The sequence below is a fragment of the Glutamicibacter sp. genome, from assembly GCF_032154645.1.
In the GTDB taxonomy this organism is placed as follows: domain Bacteria; phylum Actinomycetota; class Actinomycetes; order Actinomycetales; family Micrococcaceae; genus Glutamicibacter.
The window spans coordinates 1-24,869 of the sequence record NZ_JALDXV010000002.1 but is presented as its reverse complement, the minus strand read 5'-3'; the positions used below and the strand labels follow the sequence as shown (position 1 = coordinate 24,869).

22 protein-coding genes and 1 pseudogene are annotated in these 24,869 nt (G+C 61.4%); 8 read left to right on the top strand and 15 right to left on the bottom strand.

All coding sequences use genetic code 11. The annotated features are described in order from the left end of the window. Positions 1–55: 55 nt before the first annotated feature. Together RUH64_RS01995 and RUH64_RS01990 are read right to left on the bottom strand one after the other, a co-directional pair. Positions 56–523: a GNAT family N-acetyltransferase gene (locus RUH64_RS01995; RefSeq protein ID WP_313810905.1), complete on the bottom strand. Its 468-nt coding sequence runs from the start codon at positions 521–523 to the stop codon at positions 56–58. A 22-nt stretch (positions 524–545) separates the two neighbouring features. Then, positions 546–1,043 carry a DinB family protein gene (locus RUH64_RS01990; RefSeq protein WP_313810903.1) on the bottom strand — a complete coding sequence of 166 codons (498 nt, stop codon included), beginning with the start codon at positions 1,041–1,043 and terminating at the stop codon, positions 546–548. 148 nt (positions 1,044–1,191) lie between these two features. Between RUH64_RS01990 and clpB the strand changes: the two genes are divergently transcribed. Further along, the gene (gene clpB, locus RUH64_RS01985) at positions 1,192–3,783 is read left to right on the top strand and encodes an ATP-dependent chaperone ClpB (protein ID WP_313810902.1); all 2,592 of its coding nucleotides are present in this window, start codon (positions 1,192–1,194) and stop codon (positions 3,781–3,783) included. Positions 3,784–3,862: 79 nt separating this feature from the next. Here clpB and RUH64_RS01980 read toward each other — a convergent pair whose 3' ends face one another. Then, positions 3,863–4,525, bottom strand: a complete 663-nt coding sequence (locus RUH64_RS01980; protein ID WP_313810901.1) for a septum formation family protein — start codon at positions 4,523–4,525, stop codon at positions 3,863–3,865. Positions 4,526–4,748: 223 nt separating this feature from the next. Here RUH64_RS01980 and RUH64_RS01975 point away from each other — a divergent pair, with 223 nt between their 5' ends. From RUH64_RS01975 to RUH64_RS01965, 3 genes are all read left to right on the top strand, one after another. Then, entirely contained in the window at positions 4,749–4,967 is a 219-nt protein-coding gene (locus RUH64_RS01975; protein WP_313810900.1) for a DUF3073 family protein, read from the top strand. 163 nt (positions 4,968–5,130) lie between these two features. Then, positions 5,131–6,051, top strand: coding sequence for a Sir2 family NAD-dependent protein deacetylase (locus RUH64_RS01970; RefSeq protein WP_313810899.1), 921 nt, complete (start codon positions 5,131–5,133; stop codon positions 6,049–6,051). A gap of 215 nt (positions 6,052–6,266) precedes the next feature. Beyond that, a complete protein-coding gene (locus RUH64_RS01965) occupies positions 6,267–7,619 on the top strand; it encodes a DUF1214 domain-containing protein (RefSeq protein ID WP_313810897.1) in 1,353 nt (450 codons plus the stop codon). Between the two features lie 168 nt (positions 7,620–7,787). On the opposite strand, the gene RUH64_RS01960 is transcribed toward RUH64_RS01965, so the two are convergent. The 3 genes from RUH64_RS01960 to RUH64_RS01950 are packed head-to-tail and all read right to left on the bottom strand — an operon-like array spanning position 7,788 to position 10,142. After that, positions 7,788–8,867: a HAMP domain-containing sensor histidine kinase gene (locus tag RUH64_RS01960; RefSeq protein ID WP_313810896.1), complete on the bottom strand. Its 1,080-nt coding sequence runs from the start codon at positions 8,865–8,867 to the stop codon at positions 7,788–7,790. Then, entirely contained in the window at positions 8,864–9,538 is a 675-nt protein-coding gene (locus RUH64_RS01955) for a response regulator transcription factor (RefSeq protein WP_313810895.1), read from the bottom strand. Before RUH64_RS01955 ends, RUH64_RS01960 begins: the two co-directional genes overlap by 4 nt. 37 nt (positions 9,539–9,575) lie before the next feature. Next, positions 9,576–10,142: a M15 family metallopeptidase gene (locus RUH64_RS01950; RefSeq protein ID WP_313810894.1), complete on the bottom strand. Its 567-nt coding sequence runs from the start codon at positions 10,140–10,142 to the stop codon at positions 9,576–9,578. Positions 10,143–11,114: 972 nt separating this feature from the next. On the opposite strand from RUH64_RS01950, the pseudogene RUH64_RS16875 reads away from it, so the two are divergent. Further along, a pseudogene (locus tag RUH64_RS16875) lies at positions 11,115–11,306 on the top strand (ISL3 family transposase); the annotation flags it as partial. Between the two features lie 93 nt (positions 11,307–11,399). On the opposite strand, the gene RUH64_RS01940 reads toward RUH64_RS16875, so the two are convergent. The 7 genes from RUH64_RS01940 to RUH64_RS01910 all read right to left on the bottom strand — a co-directional run bounded on the left by RUH64_RS01940 (position 11,400) and on the right by RUH64_RS01910 (position 17,389). Beyond that, a complete protein-coding gene (locus RUH64_RS01940; protein WP_313810893.1) occupies positions 11,400–11,834 on the bottom strand; it encodes a hypothetical protein in 435 nt (144 codons plus the stop codon). 662 nt (positions 11,835–12,496) lie between these two features. Continuing rightward, a complete protein-coding gene (purM, locus tag RUH64_RS01935) occupies positions 12,497–13,639 on the bottom strand; it encodes a phosphoribosylformylglycinamidine cyclo-ligase (RefSeq protein ID WP_313810892.1) in 1,143 nt (380 codons plus the stop codon). Between the two features lie 86 nt (positions 13,640–13,725). Next, the gene (purF, locus tag RUH64_RS01930) at positions 13,726–15,249 is read right to left on the bottom strand and encodes an amidophosphoribosyltransferase (protein WP_313810891.1); all 1,524 of its coding nucleotides are present in this window, start codon (positions 15,247–15,249) and stop codon (positions 13,726–13,728) included. Positions 15,250–15,352: 103 nt separating this feature from the next. Further along, positions 15,353–15,679 (bottom strand): hypothetical protein, encoded by a 327-nt coding sequence (locus RUH64_RS01925; RefSeq protein ID WP_313810890.1) that lies wholly within the window; start codon positions 15,677–15,679, stop codon positions 15,353–15,355. A 4-nt stretch (positions 15,680–15,683) separates the two neighbouring features. Further along, on the bottom strand, positions 15,684–16,064 hold the full coding sequence (locus RUH64_RS01920) for a sterol carrier family protein (RefSeq protein WP_313810888.1): 381 nt from the start codon (positions 16,062–16,064) through the stop codon (positions 15,684–15,686). A gap of 42 nt (positions 16,065–16,106) precedes the next feature. Further along, complete coding sequence (locus RUH64_RS01915) at positions 16,107–17,081, bottom strand: asparaginase (protein ID WP_313810887.1); 975 nt, start codon at positions 17,079–17,081, stop codon at positions 16,107–16,109. Between the two features lie 26 nt (positions 17,082–17,107). Further along, positions 17,108–17,389, bottom strand: a complete 282-nt coding sequence (locus RUH64_RS01910) for a type II toxin-antitoxin system ParD family antitoxin (protein ID WP_313810886.1) — start codon at positions 17,387–17,389, stop codon at positions 17,108–17,110. Between the two features lie 130 nt (positions 17,390–17,519). On the opposite strand from RUH64_RS01910, the gene purD reads away from it, so the two are divergent. The 3 genes from purD (at position 17,520) to RUH64_RS01895 (ending at position 20,919) form a co-directional block, all read left to right on the top strand. After that, positions 17,520–18,806: a phosphoribosylamine--glycine ligase gene (gene purD, locus RUH64_RS01905; RefSeq protein ID WP_313810885.1), complete on the top strand. Its 1,287-nt coding sequence runs from the start codon at positions 17,520–17,522 to the stop codon at positions 18,804–18,806. A 10-nt stretch (positions 18,807–18,816) separates the two neighbouring features. Next, a complete protein-coding gene (locus tag RUH64_RS01900) occupies positions 18,817–19,722 on the top strand; it encodes a phosphoribosylaminoimidazolesuccinocarboxamide synthase (protein WP_313810884.1) in 906 nt (301 codons plus the stop codon). Positions 19,723–19,917: 195 nt separating this feature from the next. Then, complete coding sequence (locus tag RUH64_RS01895) at positions 19,918–20,919, top strand: iron-siderophore ABC transporter substrate-binding protein (protein ID WP_313810883.1); 1,002 nt, start codon at positions 19,918–19,920, stop codon at positions 20,917–20,919. Between the two features lie 96 nt (positions 20,920–21,015). Here the strand turns inward: RUH64_RS01895 and RUH64_RS01890 are convergent, their stop codons facing one another. Both RUH64_RS01890 and RUH64_RS01885 read right to left on the bottom strand, forming a co-directional pair. Then, on the bottom strand, positions 21,016–22,824 hold the full coding sequence (locus tag RUH64_RS01890) for an ABC transporter ATP-binding protein (protein WP_313810882.1): 1,809 nt from the start codon (positions 22,822–22,824) through the stop codon (positions 21,016–21,018). Continuing rightward, positions 22,821–24,650 carry an ABC transporter ATP-binding protein gene (locus RUH64_RS01885; protein WP_396275968.1) on the bottom strand — a complete coding sequence of 610 codons (1,830 nt, stop codon included), beginning with the start codon at positions 24,648–24,650 and terminating at the stop codon, positions 22,821–22,823. The genes RUH64_RS01890 and RUH64_RS01885 overlap by 4 nt, the downstream gene beginning before the upstream one ends. Between the last annotated feature and the right edge of the window lie 219 nt (positions 24,651–24,869).

The following is a 24,869-nucleotide window of genomic DNA, read 5'->3' as shown; positions in this document are numbered from 1 at the left end:
GAGAACGGTAGATGACGTGGTGATCTGTAACCTACCCGCCCTTCTGCCGCTGTGGCTAGAGCACCTTGCGCATTTTCAGGCTGGTAGTTTCATAGCCGATGGACTCATAAAGTCCGCGGGCGGTTTTGTTGAACCCGAAAACGTTCAATCCCAGCGTGTTTGCCCCCTGGGAACGAGCATGCTCTTCGGCCAGGGGCATCGTTGCCTTGCCGAAGCCCCTGCCGCGGAATTTCTCTTCGATCAAGACGTCCCAAATCCACCAGGAACTTGGATCTTCGGACGTATCGCGGCCTATCCACAGGTAACCCACGACGCCGAGGGTTTCATCGAGAACATGGAATACCGAGTTGCTCCCCGTGGGCTTACCCTCGGGGAAGGCCTGCCGCATGGTTTGGTGTGCGGCAGTCGCTGCCTGATGCTCCGAGTGGCCGGTGGCAACCAGATCGGCAATGTATTCTCGGGTGCTTCGCTGCAGCCACCGGTCGAAGTGGTCAGCTGGCAATGGAACTAGGGTCAGTGGCATGGCCCAAGCCTATCGCCGGTTGTTAGTTGTTCCTGGCCGCGATGATCTGCTCGCGGAGTATTTCGGCGTGACCGCAGTGCTGGGCAAGCTCCCGCAACAGGTGCAGCTGGATCCATGCCAGGGACATGGGGCCGCGGCGATTGCCCATGAAGATGTCTTTCCCGGTCTTGCCTTCAACAGCGGCCGCCGAAACTCCGAGAGTCTGCCGATACTTCTGGCGCACGCTGAGGATGGTGTCGTCATCGGTGAGTTCGAAAGATTCATCGGGGCCTGTCTCAAGCCCCAGCTCTTGCCGGGAAAATCCGGTGGGCGCTTCTTCAAACCACGCGCGTTCAACGAAAATTGCGTGTTTGACCAAACCGAGAAGGGTGGTTTTTGAAGGCACCAACTGCATTCGCACCTCCTGTTCAGTCATACCGTCGAGGCAGGCTGCCAGCGCAGTTCGGTGTTCGTTGATGAATTTCCAAATCAGCTGGTCATGATTGGTGTCGGTGTAATCCTTGAAAGCTTGAATTGCCATGCATTCAGTGTGTCCAGAGCAGCTGAAGGGAAGCAAGAAAAAATCTTAGGAAAAGTTCAGATCTCTTGGAATATCTACTGACAGACAAGAGTTGAGTTAAGTAGACTCAAGTTTATAAGGGTTCACCCTCGTTAGAGAAAGGATGCGCGTGGACACCAAACTCACAACCAAGAGCCAAGAGGCTCTCTCAGCTTCCGGGATGAACGCGTCAACTGCGGGCAATCCGCAGATTGAACCGGCGCACCTGCTCAAGGCACTGCTCGATCAGCGTGACTCGGTTGCAGTTGCCCTGCTCAAGACCGCCGGCATTGATGTCGACGCACTCTCGGTGAAGGCCAGTTCTGTCATCAAGTCGCTTCCGGCAAGCTCCGGCTCATCTGTGGCACAGGCCCAGTTCTCCCGCCAGCTGCTGCAGGTAGTCAACTATGCCCAGGAAGTCGCAACGGAAATGGGGGACACATACGTGTCCACCGAGCACCTTCTCATCGCCCTGACCACGGATCAGACCAAGGCCGGCGAAGCCGTGCGCGAACTGGGTGCAACGCGCGAGGTGCTGCTGGGCACGCTGCCTACCATCCGTGGAGACCGCAAGGTGGATAACCCGAACCCTGAAGCGACCTTCCAGTCGCTGGAAAAGTTCGGCACCGATATGACCGCCCTTGCACGCTCCGGCAAACTTGACCCCGTCATCGGCCGCGATCGTGAAATCCGCCGTGTGGTGCAGGTGCTCTCACGCCGTACCAAGAACAACCCTGTGCTCATCGGTGAACCGGGCGTCGGCAAAACTGCGGTGGTCGAGGGCCTGGCCCAGCGTATGATCGCAGGCGACGTGCCCGAATCACTGCGTGGCAAGACCCTGATCTCCCTTGACCTGGGGGCCATGGTGGCCGGTGCCAAGTACCGCGGCGAATTCGAGGAGCGCTTGAAGGCGGTGCTCGAAGAAATCAAGGCCTCCGACGGGCAGATCGTCACCTTCATCGACGAGATCCATACGGTAGTCGGCGCCGGCGCCTCCGAAGGTGCCATGGATGCCGGCAACATGCTCAAGCCGATGCTTGCCCGCGGTGAACTGCGCCTGATCGGCGCCACCACCCTGGACGAGTACCGCGAAAACATCGAGAAGGACCCGGCGCTGGAACGCCGCTTCGCCCAGGTATTTGTCGGCGAGCCAAGCGTGGATGACACCATTGCCATCCTGCGCGGCCTGAAGGAACGCTACGAGGCGCACCACAAGGTGTCGATTGCCGACTCCGCCCTGGTGGCCGCGGCGTCCCTGTCCAACCGCTATATCTCGGGACGCCAGCTGCCCGACAAGGCCATCGACCTTGTCGACGAGGCCGCCAGCCGTCTGCGCATGGAGATTGACTCCGCACCGGAGGAGATCGACGAGCTGCGCCGCGAGGTCGACCGGCTGACCATGGAAGAGCTGGCGCTGAGCGATGAAACCGATCCGGCATCGGTTGAACGCCTCGAAGCGCTGCGCAAGGACATGGCAGACAAGAAGGAGAAGCTCGACGCCCTGAACTCCCAGTGGGAATCGGAAAAGGCGGGCCTGAACCGGGTGGGCGACCTGAAGGTCAAGCTCGACGAACTGCGCTCGCAGGCCGAAAAGTACCAGCGCGACGGGGATCTGGAAAACGCTTCACGCCTGCTCTACGGTGAAATCCCTACCCTGCAGCAGGAGCTGGAAGCAGCCGATGCGGCGGAATCCGACGGGGCCCAGGCCCATAGCATGGTCGCCGACGAGGTGACAGCCGATGACATCGCCGAGGTGATTTCCGCCTGGACCGGCATCCCCGCCGGGCGCATGCTTCAGGGCGAAAGCCAGAAGCTGCTGGAGATGGAGCAGATCATCGGGCAGCGCCTGATTGGTCAGCAGCAGGCGGTAGCCGCCGTATCCGACGCGGTACGCCGTACCCGGGCAGGCATTGCCGACCCGAACCGGCCCACCGGTTCTTTCCTGTTCCTCGGCCCTACCGGCGTGGGCAAGACGGAGCTGGCCAAGTCGCTGGCGGACTTCCTGTTCGACGACCCGCGGGCCATGGTCCGCATCGACATGTCCGAATACTCGGAGAAGCACTCAGTCTCGCGGCTGGTCGGCGCCCCTCCGGGATACGTCGGCTACGAAGAGGGCGGTCAGCTGACCGAGGCTGTGCGCCGCCGGCCGTACTCGGTGATCCTGCTCGACGAGGTTGAGAAGGCCCACCCCGAGGTCTTCGATATCCTGCTGCAGGTGCTTGACGACGGTCGGTTGACCGATGGCCAGGGGCGCACGGTGGACTTCAGGAACACCATCCTGATTCTCACCTCGAATCTGGGGTCCCAGTTCCTGGTGGATCAGACCTTGGATGCCGAGGCGAAGAAGAGCGCCGTGATGAACGTGGTCAACGCATCGTTCAAGCCGGAGTTCCTGAACCGTCTGGACGAGGTCATCCTCTTCGATCCGCTGAGCATCGAGGAGCTGGGCAATATCGTCAAGCTGCAGATTGACCAGCTCGGTGAACGCCTGGCTGAACGCCGGCTGACCCTTGATGTAGATCCGGCGGCCAGCGAATGGCTGGCGCTGACAGGGTACGACCCTGCCTACGGCGCCCGTCCGCTGCGCCGGCTGGTGCAGCGAGAGATCGGCGATCGACTGGCCAAGGAAATCCTTGCCGGAGAAATCCAAGACGGGGACACGGTATCGGTCACCCTGGACGAGGCCAATGACCGCCTGGTCGTTGGACGCAAGGAGAACTAACCGGGCGCGGAACCTCAGGGCAAAAAAGTATGGCGTGAAAGCAATTGCTTTCACGCCATACTTGGTTTTGCTGCAGCGGCTAGTTGCTGTTGCCGGAATTCTGATCCTCTTCGGTCTTCTGCTCGCTTGCTTCGGGCTCGCTGCTATCGGCCGTGTCTGAATCGGTGGCGGGAAGCAGCGAGCTGCGGATGCTGCCTTCGGACAGGCTCAAGAAGCAGGAGATCGTCCGGTCGCCCTGTTTCCAGGTGCCCTCGGAAGGCCGGGAGAAATGGTAGGTCCAGGTGGAGTCAATACCTGCGCTTGGATCGAGGGCCACCGACTTGCACAGGTCCTCCGAACGGGCCAGCAGGTCATCGGGGCCGGGGTAGGGTGCGTCCGGGCCGTCTTCGACGTCGAAAGTGCCAATGAGCTGGGCATTGTGTGAAGAGTCACAGGTGACAACGGTCTGCAGGTCCAGCGGGGACTTGAAGCCGCGCAGGCAGTCGGCCAGGATCAATTGCTCCGGCGGCATATTTTCGGCGATCACCCCGTCAAGGCCCGGAGTTTGATTGCGCTCCACCTCGTCGGCGCCCTGCCGGGAGGGAGGGTCGATCACGCGCAAAACAAGGAAAACAATGGCGGCTGCCAGCGCAATGACCGCGGCGACAAGGAGAAACCACTGCCCAAACTGGCGCTTCGGTTTCTGGGGTTCCGGGCTCAGCGGCGGGAGTGCCGCCTGCGGCTCGGGCAGATTCTGTTCCACCACCTGATGGGCTCCTTCATCGTGCGATCGCGCGAAAGCCATACTTCGCATCAAATAGTCATTGGACTAATTGACAGTCTAACCGTTCGGCTGGGTGTTGCGTTAAGCGCTCGCCAGTGAATCGTGTTAACCTTTAATTACGAAAGAACTGATCACATATTCGGGGGCCTTCACCTTTTAGGTGGACCACCTCCCGACTCTACTGAAAAGAGGGGGTCACGCCATGGGGCGCGGCCGTCAAAAGGCTAAAGCACAGCGTCAGGCGCGAGATATCAAGTACTACTCGCCGTCGACTGACCTCTCGGCACTCGAACGTGAACTAGGTGTCGGGTCCGATCATCATGCTCAGAAACCTGAGCGTAATGAAACCTCGTATGACGATGACTATTCGGATTACGACGAGCTGACTAAGAAGTACTCCGAAGACGAAGACGACGACTAATCTCGTCGAGAAGCGCCGGGAGTTCTTGGCTCGAAGTGCCACGGCTTGAAATTTAGTGGTACAGCTCTTCAGTACATTTTTACGACTAGCCGCAACGACTAAGCTACATTAGCTACAAGGTCGTTGCGGCCTTTGTCGTGTCACGAACACCGGAAGGCGATACATGAGCACGCCAGAAGAACTATCAATTCAGATGGCTCACCATTCGGCCATCCGCTCCATGCAGAGGATTGTTCAGGAACAGGCAGAAGCCGACCCCGAGCCGGTGGCGCGAGACGGCGTGCAGTCGATGCTCGATGCAGGCAAGGTGCTCGTGGTGACCGGGGCGGGAGTCTCCACCGATTCGGGCATCCCCGACTACCGAGGCCCCAACGGCTCCCTGCAGCGACACCGCCCGATGACCTACCAGGAATTCCGCTACCGTCCCGAAGCGCGTCAGCGCTACTGGGCCCGGGGCTTCGTCGGCTGGCGGCATATGGACAAGGCCAAGCCGAATGACATCCACCGCCGGCTGGTGCAGTGGGAACGTGAAGGCAAGATCTCAGGCATCATCACCCAGAACGTGGACGGGCTGCATCAGCAGGCTGGTTCGCATCGCGTGATTCCGGTGCACGGGGACCTGTCGATCGTGCGTTGCCTCGACTGCGGCTACAGCGAGAACCGTCAGCAATTCGACGCAAGGCTGCAGGAAGCCAACGTTGGTTACCTGGAAGAGGTCGAGGTCGACCCCGCGGCGGTGAACCCGGATGGGGACGTGGAACTGCCGCAGTACCTGGTGGACAAATTCGTCATGGTCCACTGCCTGAACTGCGGTTCGGTGGTACTCAAGCCGGACGTGGTCTACTTCGGTGAAAGCGTGCCTTCCGAACGCAAGGAGCAGATGCACGCGCTGGAAAATGAATCCACCTCGCTGCTCGTGCTCGGATCATCGCTAGCGGTGATGAGCGGTTATCGCATCCTGCTTGACTTCGTCAAACGTGGGCTGCCGGTGGCATTGGTGACCAACGGGCACGTGCGCGGCGAAGAAAAGGCTAACTGGCGCTGGCGGGTGCCGCTGGACCATGCGATGAACCAGCTGCACTAGCGGCCGGCAGCCTGGGCACTCCTGCATTTAGCCGTCTGGCCCGGCCACTTGCCCCATGCACATTTGCAGTCCATTCCATGCCACGTATGGTGTCAAGGCAAGGCCGACATCTCATACTTCGAGGATGAGGAACTTCCTGATCGACTGAAACTGGACGTATGGTTCAAAGCGGAACATGAAAAGCATTGTGGGCCATTCCTGAGGAGGAGGCGACTGTGTCAACAGTAGGGCAGAAGATCACCACTGCATATGCCAGCAGTATCGGCCGAACCGCATACTTATGGGGCTGGCCGCTGGTAAATATGCATAACCGCTTGAGCATCATGGAACAAGTACCGGAGCCTGGTCTCATTGGCGGTATCGTTCCCGCCGGCCCACCAAATCACATCGGGATGCTCCACGACTACATTCGGCCTGAGGAACGCGTCGTCGCATGTCCTAACCAAGATGTCGTTTATGGATTTGGATCATTGGATGCAGAACGCGGTCCGGCTGTTGTACAAGTTCCGGACTTTGGCGATCGATTCTGGGTTTACCAGATCGTCAATCAGCGTACAGACTCCTTCGTTGAGCTGGGCAAGATGTATGGGACCGTACCGGGTCACTACCTGCTGGCCCACGATGATTGGGATGGCGAGATTCCGGAAGGTATTTCGGGGGTCTTCCGTTATGACACACGTATCGCAATTGTCATTCCTCGAGTCTTTATGGATGACACTGCCGCGGATCGCGAAGATATCGCGTCAATTATTAATCAGATCACCGTCTACCCACTCTCTGATTTCGACGGTTCTATGAAGACCGTTGATTGGTCCAAGGTTCCGGTTTTTGAGAATGGAGAGCAGGGAGCAGGGCAGGGCGAAACTCAGTGGGTTGATCCAAATACCTTCTTTGATGTCTTGCCAGCCGTCTTGAAAGAAATTCCAGCACTTCCTGGTGAAGAGGGCCTTTACGCGTGGTTCCAAACGGTGCTCGAAGCATCATCCAAGGACCCGCAGATCGCTGCCGCACTGAGGGAAGCTGCTGTGGAGGCAGATGCCACGGTTCAGGAGCTCTTCGAGTTCCGGAACTTTGGTATTTCTGTCCCAGGCAATTGGACTACCCAGCGTTCTGGCGCGCAGTTCGGCACCGATTATCTGATGCGCACGGCTGTTGGCAAGTCGAATATCTTTGTTAATACTCCGAACGAGACGACCTATTTCTATCAGGATCTTGATGAGGATGGTCGCCGCCTGGATGGTTCGCATCACTACGAGGTCCGCTTCGAAACCGGTGAACTACCGCCGGTACGAGGATTCTGGTCGTTGACTGTTTATAACAAGCACCACTTCTTCCATCCAAACGAGCTCGACCGGTACTCCTTGGGTACAAAGAATCAGGGACTAGTATTTGCTGAAGACGGTTCGCTAACGTTGTACATCGGCGGTGCCAAACCAGGGTCCGCTGATCAGCTACCAAATTGGCTCCCGGCCCCGGATGAAGAATTCAGCCTGTTCCTGCGCGCCTACTGGCCCGAAGACAGTGTGCTCGAAGGATCCTGGACTCCTCCGGTTGCCCAACGACGCTGAATGATTCTGCGCCAACGGTGATGGCAGGCCGTTGCCCGGCAAATAGCTGTTCGGGCGACGGCCTGACGTCGTTGTCGAATCCCTTTATCCACGCAAAAACTTCCCAGGAAATTTCGCCTAAAGACTTCCTTAGCGCCAGTTAAACCAACTGACGTAGCAATGTACCACCTACTTCGCCGGCAGCCTCAGCGTTGCCCGAAGCCCGCCTCCGGGTCGGCCCGCCAACAGCAGCTCGCCGCCGTGCGCCCGGGCCACCGCATCGACGATCGACAATCCTAGCCCGACACCCGCGGCATCGATGGAGCCGAGCCGGTCAAGACGCTGGAAGGGCTCGACCATCTGACGCAGCTGCACCTCGCCGAGCACGGCGCCGGCATTCTCCACGGTGATCTGTACCGTTGCACCTATGCGCTCCCCACTGATCGAGATGCCGCCGTGCCCGTAGGCGATGGCGTTGCGCAGCAGATTGGACAGCGCATGCTCCAGCAGCTCGGCATCTGCTCTGACGGCCAGAGCATCGGGCAGCCGCGTCCCGATCTCAGAGCCTGCGGCGAGCGCCTGGGGCAGTTGGTCTTCCACGACGTCTTCTACCAGCACCGACAGGTCGGTGTCCTTCATGGCCAGTACCTGTGCTTCGGCGCGTGAGAGGGTAAGCAGCGCCTGCACGGTGCGCTCGGCCTTTGCAGTGATGTTTCCCAGCCGGTTGCTGAAGTCCCGAACCCCGTCTGCACCCTGCGGCCCCACATCAAGCGTCGCTCGCAGGGCCGCCAGCGGCGTGCGCAGCTCGTGGGAGGCATTGGCGGCAAAGCGGCGCTGCTGTTGAACTTGATCCTGAATTCTGTCGAGCATCTGGTCCATCGCATCGGCAACGTCGCTGAATTCGTTGCGCGCACCGGGAAGCTCCACGCGGCTGGACAACTCGCCTGCCGCCACCTTCAGCGAGGTGGCTTGAATCTTATGCATCGGACGGAGCAGGCGTCCTGCCAACAGCCAAGTTCCGAAAGCGCTGAATACCACTAGGGCAGCCAACGCCCACAGGGCGCGGGGAAGGAATGCCGCGGCAAGGTCCCGGCGGCTGGGTGCGAAGTCGCCGCGCAGGGTATTGAGCGAAACATCGGGAACGTATCGCAGCAGAAACACGTACACCAAAGCCACAAGTACGGCACCGGTGCACACCACCAGCAGGCTCATCACCACGGTGAGCTTCATTCGGGCGCTGAGCCCGGCGCGGCGCAGCGGGCGCGTCATGCACCAGCTCCCGCGTTGCTCAGCCGGTAGCCGACCCCGGTGACGGTCTCGATGATTGCCGGCTCGCCCAGGCGTTTGCGCAGCGAGGACATGGTGACCCGCACCACCGCAGTAAACGGATCGGCATGTTCATCCCAGGCGCGTTCAAGTAGCTGCTCCGAACTGATGACCCCTCCGTCGGCTTCCAGCAGGATCTGCAGGATGGCGAACTGCTTCTTGGACAGGGCGATCGGCGCACCGTCCCGGTGCACGGTGCGCTTGAACGGGTCCAGACGCAACCCGTATCCTTCGAGGACCGGGGGAGAGCTGGCGGCAGGCCGTCGCGCCAGGGCGGTGAGCCGCAGTACCAGCTCCTTCATGGCGAAGGGCTTGGTCAGGTAGTCGTCGGTGCCCGCCTCGAAGCCGGAGACCTTGTCATCCAGCAGCGCCGCAGCGGTGAGCATCAGGATCCTGGTGCCGAGCCCCTTGGCATGCATCCACGCCACGACCTCATCCCCGCTGGGGCCGGGGATGTCCCTGTCCACCACCGCAACCTCATAGTCATTCACGCCCAGCAGCTCGATGGCGCGATGGCCGTCCATGGCAAGATCGGCGGCAAACCCCGCCTGCTCCAGCCCCTGCTTCAGGGCCTGGGCGATATAGGGCTCGTCCTCGATGAGCAGTACTCTCATAGCTGCCATCCTACGTCTGCTGTGGGGTGCTCCATGCCTAGCCAGCTGCGCTTGAACTCATCGCGGGGCAGTCCCCGCCCTTGGTGGTGAGCAGTTCGTAGTGCCACAATTCATTTGCGTAGACCTGACACAGGCCAAAACGGTTCCCCTTGCGTGAGAGCCAATCGGCCGCGTCGGTGGGGCCCACATCCACCGCATGCCCGGTGACGTGCGAGGAGCTGGTAGGGGAGGCAACCCACCGGGAGGCTTCGGCCTTGCTGCCGTATGTGGCTACGGCTTCGTCCAGCAGCTGCTGTTGGTAGCCTTCGGAACGCCATCCTGAGGTCACCCAGAAGTCCTTGATGCCGTTCTGCCTCGCGGCGGCGGCCGCCTCCTGCAGGGCCGAACGCAGTTGCGGGTCGAGCTTGCTGATCGCCGGGTGGTTGTTTGCGAAGGGGTCTACCTTCGTGTCGCGCAGCTTCGCGTCATCTAAGCTTCCGAAGAGCGAGCTCACCGGCTGCGGCACATCGGGTGCTGTGGTGGCGGTTAGCGCGGCGCAGGAGCCGAGACTCAACGCACCGACGGCGAGGAGGGCTCCGAACAAGGGCAGTCGTGGTGTTTTCATGCATCAAGCACAACAAAACCGGTGTTAAGCCAGTGTAAAGGTATGAAAACGTTCTCGACCCCTCTATGTGTTCTATTAAGGGGGCAGCATGCGAAGCTGATGAAGAACTTTCCGGAGAATGTACCGTTTTGGTGCTCACTTGATTTACCGATGTTCTACCCTTCAGCCTTGCGTTTCGCCACATAGCACTTGGGCTCGGGATTGAACTGCATGCATACCTTGGCCATGAGGTCCACCGCTCGATTCAGTTTCGTGTCAAAGTGCTGATTGAGCCTGCGCCGCACTGTGTTTCAAGAGGATGCTTGAAACAGGCCAAGCCGGCCATGGAAACGACCGCCGATTCGGAGTACCCCTATCTGTGTGTGCGTTGGCGATCAGGAAGCATATGACTGTCACCGGCTCGTACTCGAATTCGGTGACTATCCTGGAGGTCATCTGTTCATCAAGCTTGTCCGTCAATGCGGCGTTAAGGTCAGTAACCTGTCTGCGTCCAGCACGGCAGTAGCGAGGCGGGCCGCGTTCGGCTCTGGCACGGCGTTACGCCGACTTGGCAGTGGGGTGGTCATGCTAGGAACTGGCCTACCCTACCTGTTCGTCAGTCAAGGCTTTACCCGTGTCCTCGAGTCATTCCAAGTAGTCAGGCCGGGTTCTGAGACCCTGGAGTCGACTAGAGTTCAGGGTTGCAACATGGTCGGAGTCGACACAAGTGTGACCCACCCTCCATGTGACTGCGAATAATGAGCTCGGGCCATCTTTGGCTACCGAAAAGCATTAAGCCAAACTTGAAGAGCTGTTCAAGGAGTTAGCGAATGAGGCTCTTGAACTGCTCTGGAACGTGTATCAAAAGTTAGTAGAAGCCTGCCGGTAGCCGAAATCCGAAATTGGACGGTGTGCCTGGAACATTCGATCGCCGGGATTGGAGCAAAGTTTCCCAATGGGCCGCTGGATCTGTAGCAGCTCAGCTACACCTTTCGTCGAAGAAAGGCGGATGCCCTTGCGTATTTCGAGCATGTGGGAAGCTCGAATGAGCCTACCGAAGTCTTGAACGAGGGTTTGGAACACCCGCGGGGTATCACGTTGGGATTCAAGAATTTGACGCACTATATCGCACGGTCGTTATTGGAGCCTGTAGGTTTCAGGCTTCGTTTACACACTCATTCCTGAAGAACTCGTTTTCCACCCTTAACCCAACGGGTGGTCGGCGGAGTTTCTTCTGCCGACCACCCGTTGACTATTTTACCGTTGGGCATCTGTAACTTAGTTACTTGCGCCTGGTATCACCAGTTGAGCAAGTTCTTGAGCATTGGCTTTCAGTTCTTGCACCTGCCTCCTAGACAAACCAGCATCAGGATTATCGGAAAGAATCGAGACATCCTCAATCAGCCCAGCCAGAAAATTCTTAGCATCCTGAACCGAATTGACCAAGAGTTGGGCCGCCTCAGACTGGATCTCCAAGTACGCAAACTCAGAAAGAGAAATGTCTACTACCCAGCGCGCAATAACTGTTTTATCCAGCGCTCCTGCCGCAGCAATCCAAGCCTTAGCAAATTCCCAGTACGGCTCGGCATTTTCTGTGATTCGGTGATAGTCAAGACTCTCAATCAGCGGTTCGGGCCTCTGGAGTACTGCAGCTGCTACACACACATCCAAACGACCGGATTCGATCGCATCGAGCAACGAAGAATCTGCCATTACTATCGCACCCACCCATCTGAAATTTCGCCAGTTCGTTTAGAAATTTTTACCACAATGAGCTTCCCTTTATAAGTCCACCGGTATTCGGCCACTTCCTTCAAATCTTTGCGCTACTTGCCTTTAGTAGGAGCTTGAGCATGCAAATCTGCCGTTTCGTTCCGCAAGGATCAAAACTCCTTCCGAAATGAACATCGCAGCATGCAATGCTGGCACTTATTCGAACCTGCGTTTCCAGCTGGGATCATCTGGCCATTTTCACACCTGGCTATACATTGGCTCCACTGGCATTAATGTGAATCTCCCCAAGATGAATGTGTCGAGTATTCATTGGAAGGATGGCACATACGCGGTTAACGTAAATAACCTGAATTCTAGCGGTTCGATTTGGCAGAACATCGAGACGGTAACCATCAAACGCTCGGCATACCCACCATGTAGTTTTTAGCCTGATTGCGCAGGCGCCTGGAGCAAGGCAATGGCAAGTAGGTGCAGCCTCGGAGTTGAATGACTTCTCCGAGGCTGCACCTACGCTTTAACGAATGTGTTCCCAGAGGAATTATTTTCCACGTTTGCCGGCTGGCTTCGAGCGGAGGATTTCCGGATAAAGAACACCGGCGGACCAGAAATCTGGTCCGCCGGTGGAAGTGTTGTACTGGATGCTACTTGGCGTAATTGCCGGTCAGCAGCACCGCGCCGCCGTCCACACCCTTGGCGCCCTGAACGAAGTCGAGGCCTGCCTCGGCCGCCGACGGATCCAGGTTCTCTACCTGTCCCATGACCCAGGCGCCCATGCCTGCGGCATTGAGCAGTTCCACTGCGCGGTCTGCCACGGCAGGATCCACGACGGCGACCATGCCCACGCCCAGGTTCAGGGTGCGCTCAAGGTCAGGCTGCGGCACGTTGCCCAGCTGGGCGATGGTGGAGAAGACTGCTGGCAGCGACCAGGTGGAGCGGTCCACGCGGGCCATCAGGCCCTGCGGGAGCACGCGGGCCAGGTTGGCTGCCAAGCCGCCGCCGGTGACGTGGCTGAAGCCGTGCACGCCGAAGTTCTCGCCGTCGTTCAGTGCGCCGACCAGGTCCAGACAGGCGCTGGTGTAGATGCGGGTTGGAACCAGCAGTTCCTCGCCCAGGGTCTTGCCGAACTCGGCGACCTCGCGGTCAAGCTCCCACTTGGCGTGGGCGATGACGCGGCGCACCAGCGAGTAGCCGTTGGAATGGATGCCGGAGGAAGCCATGCCGATGACCACGTCGCCGGCCTTCACCCGCTCCGGGCCCAGCAACTGGTCGGCCTCGATGACGCCGGTGGCGGCGCCCGCCACGTCGTACTCGTCCTCGGCCAATAGGCCCGGGTGCTCGGCGGTTTCGCCGCCGACCAGTGCGGTGCCCGCCAGCTTGCAGCCCTCGGCGATGCCGCGCACGATGTCCGCGATGCGCTCGGGGACTACCTTGCCGGTGGCGATGTAGTCGGTCATGAACAGCGGCTTGGCGCCCACCACGACGATGTCGTCGACCACCATGCCGACCAGGTCCTGGCCGATGGTGTGGTGGATGTCAAGCTTCTGCGCGATAGCTACCTTGGTGCCCACGCCGTCGGTGGAGGTGGCAAGGTAAGGCTTCTTGTAGCCGGTAAGGAAGGAGACGTCGAACAGGCCCGCAAAGCCGCCGACACCGCCGATCACCGAAGAGTTGTGGGTGGCCTTGATGGCGTCCTTCATCAGTTCGACCGCGCGGTCGCCGGCTTCGACGTCAACGCCGGCGCCGGCATAGGTGATGGAGGTTGGCTGCTCTTGCGTGCCGCTCATGGCAGAGGGTTCCTTATCTGTCGTGAGCACCGGCCGGGGTGGGCCGGTGCGCTTGCACCGAGGTTCGGGTGGCTTGGGTGTGCTGGCTACAGGGTTGCTTCGAGTTCGGAGTCCGGGCCCGGCTCGCAGCCTGTCTGATTCGCGCCTTCGAGCAGGTTCTTGCCGCGGCGGTTCGCCTCGGGCAGGGCGATCGGGTAGTCGCCGGTGAAGCAGGCGGTGCACAGGCGCTCGCGCGGCTGGCGGGTCGCCTCGATCATGCCGTCTTCGGAGATGTAGGCCAGCGAGTCCGCGCCGATGGAGGTGGCGATCTCATCCACCGCCGCGCCGTTGGCGATCAGCTCCGCGCGGGTGGCGAAGTCGATGCCGTAGAAGCAGGGCCACTTCACCGGCGGGGAGGAAATCTTCACGTGGACCTCGGAGGCGCCGGCCTCGCGCAGCATGCGGACCACCGCGCGCTGGGTGTTACCGCGCACGATCGAATCGTCCACTACCACTACGCGCTTGCCGCGCAGCACGGTCTCCAGCGCGTTGAGCTTGAGCTTGATGCCCAGCTGGCGCAGGGTCTGCGAAGGCTGGATGAAGGTACGGCCCACATAGGCGTTCTTCACGAAGCCGTGGGTGAACGGAATGCCCGACTCCTCGGCGTAGCCGATGGCGGCCGGGGTGCCGGACTCGGGAACCGGGATCACGATGTCGGCTTCGGCGCTGTTTTCGCGGGCCAACTGACGGCCCATTTCAACACGGGATTCGTAGACCGAACGGCCGGCGATGGAAGCATCCGGACGGGCCAGGTACACGTATTCGAAGACGCAGCCCTTCGGGGTGGCCTCGGCGAAGTGGGTGGAGCGTACGCCGTTCTCATCGATGGCGATCATTTCGCCCGGTTCGATCTCGCGGATGAAGGAAGCGCCGACGGTGGCCAGGGCCGGCTGCTCTGAGGCGACGACCCAGCCGCGGTCTAGACGGCCGAGCACCAGCGGGCGCACGCCGTGCGGATCGCGGGCCGCATAGAGGGTGGATTCGTTCATGAAGACAAAGCAGAACGCGCCCTCGATCTTGGGAAGCAGCTCCATCGCGGTGTCTTCCAGGCTCTGGCCTTCGGAGCCTGCCAGCAGGGCGGTGACCAGCGCGGTGTCGGTGGTGTTGCCCTGGGCGATCTCGCCGCGGACCTTGCCGCCTTCGGCGGCGAGCTTTGCCGCCACCATGTCGGCCAGGTCCGCCGAATTGGTCAGGTTGCCGTTGTGGGCCAGCGCCACGGTGCCGGTCTGGGTGGGGCCGAGGGTCGGCTGCGCGTTGGCCCAGTGGCTGGCGCCGGTAGTGGAGTAGCGGCAGTGGCCGATCGCCAGCTGGCCGCTCATGGAGTTCAGGGTGTTCTCATCGAAGACCTGGGAGACCAGGCCCATGTCCTTGTAGACGTTGATGCGGGCGCCATCGGAGGTGGCGATGCCCGCGGATTCCTGGCCTCGGTGCTGCAGTGCATACAGACCGTAGTAGGTCAGCTTTGCGACTTCTTCACCTGGTGCCCAGACGCCGAAGACGCCGCATTCATCCTGCGGCCCCTTCTCACCTGGAAGCAGGTCGTGATTGAGCATTCCATCGCCACGCGCCATGTCTTTATTCTCTCATGTTTCTCTTAGGTCGACACCGACCAAATGTGTGGTGGGTGGCGGCCAGGTGCGCGGCCGCCTGCCTTCCAATGAGGGGAAGGACTGCCTAGCCTTGTTGAGCGCTGGTATCGGTATCCTCGGCCAGAGGAACCGCCAGATGTTTAGTGGATTTACGCGAGGTAACGCGGTCGATGATCACGAATACCAGGGCGCCAATACCCGCGCCGAGCCCGCCGCAGAACATTGCAAAGAACCCAGCGGCCGAGGCCCGGGTATATTCTTCGGACGGCTCGCCCAGCATGCCGACAATCAGCCCCACCAGCGCGCCTACGACGAGGAAGGTAAGGATGAATGGCCAGAACTTCGGTGAGGCGTGAACCTTCACTTCGATGGGCTGGTCATTGGCAGCGGGTGTAGCGGGGTGTTGCTCCATACCTTTAAGGGTACTCAATCAACGGCAGATGCGCCGACAAGTCTGCCCTAAGTCCGGAAGCCTGCAATTGCCCAGTTTGCAAAGCCGCATCCCAAGTTGTGTTACCTGTCGCTAGGCAAAGCCAAAGTTCAGCTGGCATTTCGACCACATTCGGCGGTGTTCCACGAGTATGGCGGGGCCCGGCTATGCACTGAGTCACACCGAAGGGAGGCACCCTGACCTCCACCGAGTTGCCTTCGGCCCGCGAGGCGAGCTCTTCCAGCGCGAAACGCACGGCCATGGCGATCACCGGACGCGCTGGCTTGGAGGATTCGCGGTAGGCGCCCGCCCACGCGCGCAGCGCCGCGCGTCCCTCGGCTTCGTCGATGCGACGCTTGATTGCCATGGAACCTACCCTCTAATGGATGACGAAGGCTCGTCATATTTGCTAGAAATCAACACCAACCAACTCTAGTCCAGCAGCCCTGGCCCCGGCGGTGGCTGGTTCAGGCACCAGCTGGCCGACCAGCCAGCGGTGGTCCTCGGGATCAAGTGCCCCGAAAGCTGCCAGCAGGCTCAGGGCCAGCAGATCGGTGCCGCGCTGCGAGCCATCGAGCATCTTCAGCGCCACGCTGTGTCCGCTGGGGGCAGCCATCCCGAGCACGCCTTCCGCACCGAGTTTCGCGATGATTCCGGTGCGCTCGGCCACCAGGGTGTTGGCGCTGCCCTTGCCGCGGATGGCCCAGGGGTGCTGGCGGATAGCCGACACCACCTGCTGCGCATGTTCATCGTCGCTGGTTGCAAGACGGTGGAAGCCGGTGGCCAGGGAATGCAGCGACATCTGCGGGGCGGGTGCTCCGCAGCCGTCGGTGCCGAGGAAACCGATCGGACCGCAGAATTCCTCCATCGCCGCCCGTGCCGAGACCTGGACCGGTCCGGCTGGATCCAAATAGGTTTCCGGGCTCTGCCCCAGGGCAACGGCGGCGTTCAGGAAGGCTGCGTGCTTGCCCGAGCAGTTGAATGCCAGGCGGTTCTTCGGTTCATCGCCGCTGAGCATCTGCTGGCGGGTTTTCGCGTCCCCCGGCCATGACAGCGGGCACTGCAGGTCGGCAACGGTGAGCCCAACCTGTGTCAGTATGCTCTCCGCCAGCGCCTGATGCTCCCTGGTGCCCAAGTGGCTGGCGCAGGCAAGGGCCGTCGCTTCGCTGGACAGTTCAGCCCCGGCGCGCAGCGAGCCGATGGCCTGGAACGGCTTGAGTGCTGAGCGTGGAAACACCAGCGCCTGTGGGTTGCCGAAGGCAGCCAGCTGTTCACCGTCGGGGCCCAGCACCACCGCGATGCCCAAGTGACGGGACTCGATGATTGAATTGCGGGTGACGCGGACCAGTTCGGCGCAGTCGGTGATTTCGAGGGCTGAATGCATAAGCCCAAGTCTAGGGTGCCGACACGTCAGCGCGGTTCTATGGCGCCGCCCCGGTGTAGCTGGGCCACATGCGTGCGGACCTGTTGTGATGACAGCAGCTGCCCCGGCGAACCCTGCATCTGGTCATAGGCCGCAGCAACTTCGCTGCGCAGCCATTGCTCCACAGGCTGCGTCTGCGAAAAGAGCAGCCGAAGTGCATGCACGATGACTTCGCTCTGATTGGCATATCTTCCGGAATCGACCAAGGCTGCGACGGCATCCGCCATCGAAACGTCGAGTTCGACATGAAGTTCTACCTGATTTTTCATCTCTAGACCCTTCGATGCTTAACAGATCATTCTACCCCTGGCGGTATCGGAAATCACCGGGCGGTGTACTGCAGGACGGCAAAAAGTCACGGCCGATGACGGGGCGCAATTCTCCGGTAAACTTTTGGCTGTGAAGGTTCTGGTTATTGGCCCAGGCGGCCGCGAACATGCAATTGTCCGAGCACTGAGTGCAGACCCCTACGTCAACGAAGTTCACTGCGCCCCCGGCAACGCCGGCATCGCGCAGGATGTCACCACCCATTCCATCGACGCCCAGGACCCTGCCGCGGTAGTCGCCCTGGCCCGGCAGCTGGCCAGCGACCTGGTGGTGGTAGGCCCCGAGGCGCCGCTGGCAGCGGGCGTCGCCGACGCACTGATCGCCGCGGGCATCCCGGTCTTCGGCCCCACCAAGGCAGCCGCCCAGCTGGAAGCTTCCAAGGCCTTCGCCAAGGACGTCATGGCTTCCGCCCAGGTGCCCACCGCCATGGCGCATGTTGCCACCAACACCGCTGAGGCCGAAAGCGCACTGGATGATTTCGGCGCTCCCTATGTGGTCAAGGACGACGGACTGGCGGCCGGCAAGGGCGTGGTGGTCACCTCCGACCGCGCCGAGGCCCTGGCCCACGCCCAAGCCTGCTTTGATGCCGGCGGCACCGTGGTCATCGAGGAATTTCTGGACGGTCCAGAGGTTTCGCTGTTTGTGATCTGCGACGGAAAGCACGCGGTTCCACTGTCTCCGGCCCAGGACTTCAAGCGCATCTTCGATAACGACGAAGGTCCGAACACCGGCGGCATGGGCGCGTACTCGCCGCTCGAATGGCTGCCCGAAGGCTTCGTGGATGAGGTCATGGAACGCGTTGCCTACCCGACCCTGCGCGAGATGGAACACCGCGGCACCCCCTTTACCGGAGTGCTCTACTGCGGACTGGCCGTGACCAAGCGCGGCATCCGCGTCATTGAATTCAACGCCCGCTTCGGCGACCCTGAAACCCAGGCCGTGTTGGCACGGCTGAAGACCCCGCTGGGCGGCGTGCTGCTGGCCGCGGCCAAGGGCGAGCTAGACGACGCAGAGCAGCTGACCTGGTCCAAGCAGACGGCGGTGGACGTGGTCATCGCCGCCGAGAACTACCCTGACACCCCGGTCAAGGGTGCGGTGATCAGTGGGCTCGATGCAGCCAACGCCATCGATGCGGTCCACGTGGCCCATGCCGGCACCGCCGCAGACGCCGAAGGAAATATCACCGTGGCAGGCGGCCGAGTACTGGCAGTGGTCGGCCTGGGCGACGACCTGTCGGCGGCGCGCAGGGCGGCCTACGCGGGCGTGGCAGAAATCAGCTGGCCGGGCGCCCAGTCGCGCAGCGACATCGCACTGAAGGCCGAACGCGGCGAAATCCTCGTCGCGAACGAAAGCAAGTAGAGGAAGATCCATGGCAGGTTTGCAGACCGACGTACTCACCCTTGAGGGCTGGGACCACTTCTACTCGGGCAAGGTGCGCGACCTCTACGTGCCGGCCGGCGTCTCATTTGAAGACACCGACCGCGTGCTCGTGGTGGCCTCCGACCGCATCAGCGCCTATGACTTCGTGCTCACCAGCGAAATCCCGGACAAGGGCAAGGTGCTGACCCAGCTGAGCCTATGGTGGTTCGAACAGCTGGGCGACTTCGCCAACCACGTGATCTCCACCGAGGTGCCGGCCGAAGTTTCTGGCCGTGCCATGGTCTGCAAGAAGCTGGACATGTACCCGATCGAGTGCATCGCCCGCGGCTACCTGACCGGCTCCGGCCTGGCGGAGTACAAGGTCTCCTCGACGGTGTGCGAGTTGCCGCTGCCGGCGGGCCTGGTGGACGGCTCGCGCCTTCAGCCGGCGCTGTTCACCCCATCGGCCAAGGCCGAGGTGGGGGAGCACGACGAGAACATCTCTTTCGCCCAAACCGTCGAGCGCGTGGGCTCCGAGGTGGCGCAGGCGCTGCGCGAGAAGACCGTGGCGCTCTACGAACAGGCGGAGAAGATCGCCCGCGAACGCGGCATCATCCTTGCCGACACCAAGGTCGAATTCGGTGCTGATCCGGCTACCGGCGAGATCACTCTGGGCGACGAGGTGCTCACCCCCGACTCCTCGCGCTTCTGGGATGCCGCGGCCTACCAGCCGGGTCAGGCCCAGGCCAGTTTCGACAAGCAGTTCGTGCGCGACTGGCTGACCAGCACCGCCTCGGGCTGGGACAAGACCTCCGGCGACGAGCCACCGGCCCTGCCTGCTGAAATCATCGAGAAGACCCGCGCCCGCTATATCGACGCCTATGAGCGTCTGACCGGACGCAGCTTCAGCGCCTAATACCGCGGCAGCAAGGCCTCGTACAGCACCCGCTGTACGGGGCCTTGCTGCGTCCGGGGTGAATGTGTCTCCTCCACGTCGCAGAACTTTTGGAATACCATTTTCCTCGTGCTGCGGTACTAATCGCGTTTGAGGCGACCCTAAGCTAATTAGTGAACGCGTTCTATGTCGAATTACCGTAATGAAGGAATTTTAGTGAAACATACTCGCGTTCTGCGGACCAGTGCCCTACTCGCTATTGCCGCGCTCGCCTTGAGCGGCTGCGCCGGATCGGCCCCCGCGGCTAAGGAATCGTCGGACGCCGCCAACGGCGAGGCAGGGTTCCCACGTACCATCGAACACTTCCGCGGCACCACCGAGATTCCTGAACAGCCGACACGCGTGGCGGCTCTGGATACGTCCTACGTTGACGGCGCGCTGCTGCTGGGCGCCGAGGTGGTCGCCTATCCCGAATACCGCCTGAGGGATCAGGGGTTTCCTGCCTATCTGGGCGATGTCTCGGAGCTGACCGACGAAGCTGTCAGCGTGGGAACCCTGCAGGAACCCGATCTGGAAAAACTTCTTGCCACGGAACCGGACCTGATCATCTCCGCCGACCTGCGCCAGGGCCCACTGTTTGACCAGTTCCAGAAGATCGCGCCCACGGTATTCTCCGAGGTTGTCGGCGCCACCTGGAAGGAAAACATCGTGCTGCTCGGCGAGGCGCTGGGCAAGGAAACCCAGGCCAAGCAGGCGGTGGCCGACTACGAACAGCGGGCTGCCGCGGTGGGCAAAGAAATCCTGGCCAAGGACGACGAAACGACCTATACGCTCGTGCGCTTCATGGGAGAGGACACCGCACGGCTGTATTCTTCTGAGTCGTTCATCGGCGAAGTGATGGCGGACATGGGCATCCCGCGCCCGGCGGAGGCACCGGACACCGACCAGACGGTATTCACCCAGCTGTCTCCGGAGGAAATCCTCACCGCTGACGCCACCGTGATTTTCCAGGCGACTTCCGCCCCGGAAGGCTCGGAGGGCGACGCCGCCCGCGCCCAGGCGGACTCCTTCACAGCGAACCCGCTGTGGACCCGGCTGGAGGGTGATGTCATGGAAGTTTCCGACGAGATCTTCCTGACCTCGGTGTCAATCCAGGGCGCAAACGAGGTGATCACCCAGGTGGCCGAGCACTTCAAGGTTGACCCGCACCTGCCTTAGAAAGCGGCAACGGCTCCGGCACTGTTCGTGCAATGCGAAACTGGCCCCCGATCAAGCCGCCCACGGCTGGATCGGGGGCCAGTCGCGTGGTGGCAGTTAGACCAGTGAATCCTGCCAGGCCTTGTGTAGGGCGGCGAAGCGTCCCTCGGCGGAGATGAGCTGGGCGGGGCTGCCGTCCTCAACGATCCGACCGCCGTGGACCACCAGCACGCGGTCGGCGATCTGCACCGTGGATAGGCGGTGGGCGATGATCAGGGCGGTGCGGTTGCCCAGCAGGGTCTGCAGGCCGTGTTGCACCGCGCGCTCCGAGGGGATGTCCAGCGAACTGGTTGCCTCGTCGAGGATCAGCACCGACGGGTCGGCCAGGAAGGCCCGGGCAAATGAAATCAGCTGGCGCTGTCCCGCCGAGACGCGGCCGCCGCGCTTGTTCACGTCGGTGTCGTAGCCGTCGGGCAGGTCGAGGATGAATTCGTGGGCTCCCACTGCCTTGGCTGCGTCCTGGATTTCCTGCAGCGAGGCGCCGGGGCGCCCCAGTGCAATGTTCTCCGCGACCGAACCGGAAAAGAGGAACGCCTCCTGGGTCACCATCACCACGTGGCGGCGCAGCTGATCGTTGCTCAGCTCCTTGATCTGAACACCGTCCAGGGTCAGCGAACCGGAACGCAGGTCGTAGAAGCGGGCGATCAGCTTGGCAAGGGTGGACTTGCCGGCGCCGGTCTGACCCACTACCGCCACCGTCTGGCCGGCAGGGATGTCCAGGTCGAAGCGGTCCATGATCACCGGGCCGTCCCCGTAGCCGAACACCGCGTCCTTGAACACCAGCTCGCCCTGCACGTCCTGGATGCTGCGCGGGGCGAGCGGTTCCTTCACGCTCGGCTCCTCCTCCAGCAGGCCAGAAACCTTTTCCAGGGCCGCCGTGGCAGACTGCAGCGAGGAGTAGAACATGGCGATCTCGTCCATCGGCTGGAAAATGCGCTTCGAGGCAAGCAGCAAGGCAACCATGACGCCGACCTCCATCGTGCCATTTAGGATGCGGAAGCCGCCGAAGGCCAAGAGCCCGGCCACGGTCAGGTTGCCCAGCAGCACCAGCCCAGGCTGCAGGATGCCGAAGAGGTTGAATGACTTGACGTTGTTGTCCCGGTACTGTTCGGCGAGCCGGGAGTAGTTTTCATCATTGGCGCGTTCGCGGCGGAAGGCCTTGACCGCGCGGATGCCGGTCATTGTTTCAACGAAGGTTGAAATGACCTTGGCCGAGACCACGCGGGACTCGCGGTACAGCACCTCGGAACGGCTCTGGTACCAGTAGAACAGGGCCGCCACGGGAATGGCCACGAAGCAGACGATGATGCCAGACTGCCAGTCGAGCATGAAAATTGAAATCAGCGTGAAGATCACGAACACGCAGGACGAGGCGAGTTCGGAGACGCCCTGATCCAACAGCTCGCGCAGTGTTTCCAGGTCAGAGGTCTGCCGGGAGATGATGCGCCCGGAGGTGTAGCTTTCGTGGAATTCAAGACTCAACCGTTGGGTATGGCGGAAGACCCGCAGCCGCAGGTCCAGGAGCATCGCCTGGGAGATGCGGGCCGCAGACTTGATGTACCAGGACAGCAGCACCCCGGCGACCACGGCGCACAGGATGTACGCCGCACCGGTGAAGCCCAGCGCGGCCCAATTTCCCTCGCGGACCGCCGGCAGCGTCCAGTCGATGGCAAAGGCGATCAGCAGCGGCAGCGCCACCCGGGCCGCATTTGAAACGAGCACCAGCAGCACGGTTAGCGCAAACAGCTTCTTCTGCGGCAGCGCCAGTGTTGCCAGTAGCCTGAATGAACGCTGACGCACCGCCTTGCGTTCAGCCCCGGTGAGTTTGATGGCGTCTTCATTGGCGACGCCGCGCGGCTGGCTCATCGGTTGACCTCCGAAGGGATCTGGGAATCTTGCTCGTCTTCGTCCAGGCTGGCGATGACATAGCGGTAGTGTTCGTTGGTGCTCAACAGGTGCGCATGGCTTCCCACCGCATCGATCCTGCCATCGCGCAGCAGGGCGACGCGGTCTGCCAGCATCACGGTGGACGGGCGGTGCGCCACGACCAGGGTGGTGGTGCCATCCAGCACCGCACGCAGCCTTTCGGTGACTGCCTCCTCGGTGCGCACGTCCAGCGCGGAGAGCGGGTCGTCGAGCACCAGCACCCGAGGCTGCGCGGCGATGGCGCGTGCCAGTGCGATGCGCTGGCGCTGGCCACCGGAGAGGGACAGCCCCTCCTCGCCGATCAGCGTGTCCACGCCCTCGGCCAGCGAGTAGGCGAACTGCGCCTGGGCCACGTCAAGCGCCTCGGAAAGCAGCGCCTCGCGCTGCCGCGCGTCAAGCCCGGCGGGTGCGCCCATCAGCACGTTCTCGCGGATCGTGGTGGAGAACAACGTGGTGTCCTCGAAGGCGACGGCAATCTCCGTGCGCAGCTGATCCAGGTCCCAGTCGCGCACGTCCACTCCGTGGACCAAGACGGCGCCCGCGCTGACATCGTGCAGGCGGGGCACTAGGTTCAGCAGCGTCGACTTGCCCGAGCCGGTGATTCCCACCAGCGCCATGGTCTCCCCGGGGCGGATCGACAGGTTGACATCCGCAAGGATTGGGCGGGCCCGTCCCGCGTCGTCGGGATAGGCAAAACGCACGTGCTCCAGTTCCACCGCGCCGGTGTACTTCTTCGGCAGTGTGGGGGAGTCCGGGGAAGTGATGTTGTTGATCGAATCCATGACCTCAAAGTGCCGGTCCAGAGCGGTCTTGGTGCTCAGGGTCATGCCCAGCAGCATGCCCATGGCTTCGACGGGGATGGCGATCACTGCGGCGATGGCGAAGAATGCCACCAGCGATCCCACGCTCAGCGTGCCCGCGGCCACCTGCGCAATGCCGATGATCAAACCGATGCCCAGGATGACTTCCGGCACGGCGACCACGGTGAGCAGGAAGCTGGCAAGGGTGCGGGCCTTGGACAGCTCGGTTTCCTGAAGGCTCTTGGCCTGGGCGTTGAAGCCTTCGTACATGTCGCGGCCGCGGCCGAACGCCTTGATGACGCGGATGCCGTGTACCGATTCCTCGACGGCCGTGGCCAGGTCTCCCGCCTGATCCTGGCTCAGGCGACTGGCCGCGCGGAAGTCATTGCGGAAATGATAGGCCTTGATGGCAATGGGAATGGAGCCGATCAGGAAGAGCAGCCCCAAAATCCATGAGTGGAAGAACATCAGCACCAGGCCGGTGACGACGGTGACGGTATCGACGATGAGCATCATGGCGCCGAAGGCCAGCCAACGTCGCAGCAGCGAGAGATCCGACATCGAGCGGGAGAGCAGCTGCCCGGACCCCCAGCGTTCATGGAAGGAGACGGGCAGGCGCTGCAGGTGCTGGTAGAAGTGGATGCGCATCTCGGTTTCGACGCCTGCGGCGGGATTGAGCACGAACTGGCGGCGCAGGAAGATCAGCAGCGCCTCAAGGAAGCCGAGGACGGTGATCACCCCGACGGCAAACCACACGTCGGAGGCTGAACCGTTGATGTGCAGCACCTCGTTGACAAGCTTTGCCAGCACCTGTGGAATGGCCAGTGCCACGATGCCTGCACCGAGGGCGCAGAAAAATCCCCCGATGAGTCGGGGGAGTACCGGCGCAACAAAAGGCTTGAGCCTTTTCAACGTGGTGCTCAGGGGAATCGCGTCTTGAGTCCCAGTATTTTTCGTCCGCGCCACGATACCCCGCATTCACCCAAAGTCTTAGTAGGGCTATAGCCTACAGTCACTAGTTGGGAGAATTCAATCATTCGGACATTTAAGAAAGATATGCTTCATATAGGAATAAAAAACCTTCGTGCCCACCGTAGTGATGACGATGAACGCGAAGCTTTTGATTAATGATGTCATGTATTGGGACATCGGTGACAAAACTGCATCAAGACATCAGTAACACTT

Excerpts from the sequence above, each read along its gene's own strand:
- RUH64_RS01970 (WP_313810899.1), top strand. The coding sequence starts at position 5,131 with ATGAGCACGCCAGAAGAACTATCAATTCAGATGGCTCACCATTCGGCC.
- RUH64_RS01890 (WP_313810882.1), bottom strand. The coding sequence starts at position 22,824 with ATGAGCCAGCCGCGCGGCGTCGCCAATGAAGACGCCATCAAACTCACC.
- RUH64_RS01920 (WP_313810888.1), bottom strand. The coding sequence starts at position 16,064 with ATGGCAATCAAGCGTCGCATCGACGAAGCCGAGGGACGCGCGGCGCTG.
- RUH64_RS01900 (WP_313810884.1), top strand. The coding sequence starts at position 18,817 with ATGGCAGGTTTGCAGACCGACGTACTCACCCTTGAGGGCTGGGACCAC.
- RUH64_RS01990 (WP_313810903.1), bottom strand. The coding sequence starts at position 1,043 with ATGGCAATTCAAGCTTTCAAGGATTACACCGACACCAATCATGACCAG.
- purM (WP_313810892.1), bottom strand. The coding sequence starts at position 13,639 with ATGAGCGGCACGCAAGAGCAGCCAACCTCCATCACCTATGCCGGCGCC.
- RUH64_RS01955 (WP_313810895.1), bottom strand. The coding sequence starts at position 9,538 with ATGAGAGTACTGCTCATCGAGGACGAGCCCTATATCGCCCAGGCCCTG.
- RUH64_RS01995 (WP_313810905.1), bottom strand. The coding sequence starts at position 523 with ATGCCACTGACCCTAGTTCCATTGCCAGCTGACCACTTCGACCGGTGG.
- RUH64_RS01975 (WP_313810900.1), top strand. The coding sequence starts at position 4,749 with ATGGGGCGCGGCCGTCAAAAGGCTAAAGCACAGCGTCAGGCGCGAGAT.
- RUH64_RS01915 (WP_313810887.1), bottom strand. The coding sequence starts at position 17,081 with ATGCATTCAGCCCTCGAAATCACCGACTGCGCCGAACTGGTCCGCGTC.
- RUH64_RS01925 (WP_313810890.1), bottom strand. The coding sequence starts at position 15,679 with ATGGAGCAACACCCCGCTACACCCGCTGCCAATGACCAGCCCATCGAA.
- RUH64_RS01950 (WP_313810894.1), bottom strand. The coding sequence starts at position 10,142 with ATGAAAACACCACGACTGCCCTTGTTCGGAGCCCTCCTCGCCGTCGGT.
- RUH64_RS01940 (WP_313810893.1), bottom strand. The coding sequence starts at position 11,834 with ATGGCAGATTCTTCGTTGCTCGATGCGATCGAATCCGGTCGTTTGGAT.
- RUH64_RS01960 (WP_313810896.1), bottom strand. The coding sequence starts at position 8,867 with ATGACGCGCCCGCTGCGCCGCGCCGGGCTCAGCGCCCGAATGAAGCTC.
- RUH64_RS01910 (WP_313810886.1), bottom strand. The coding sequence starts at position 17,389 with ATGAAAAATCAGGTAGAACTTCATGTCGAACTCGACGTTTCGATGGCG.
- purF (WP_313810891.1), bottom strand. The coding sequence starts at position 15,249 with ATGGCGCGTGGCGATGGAATGCTCAATCACGACCTGCTTCCAGGTGAG.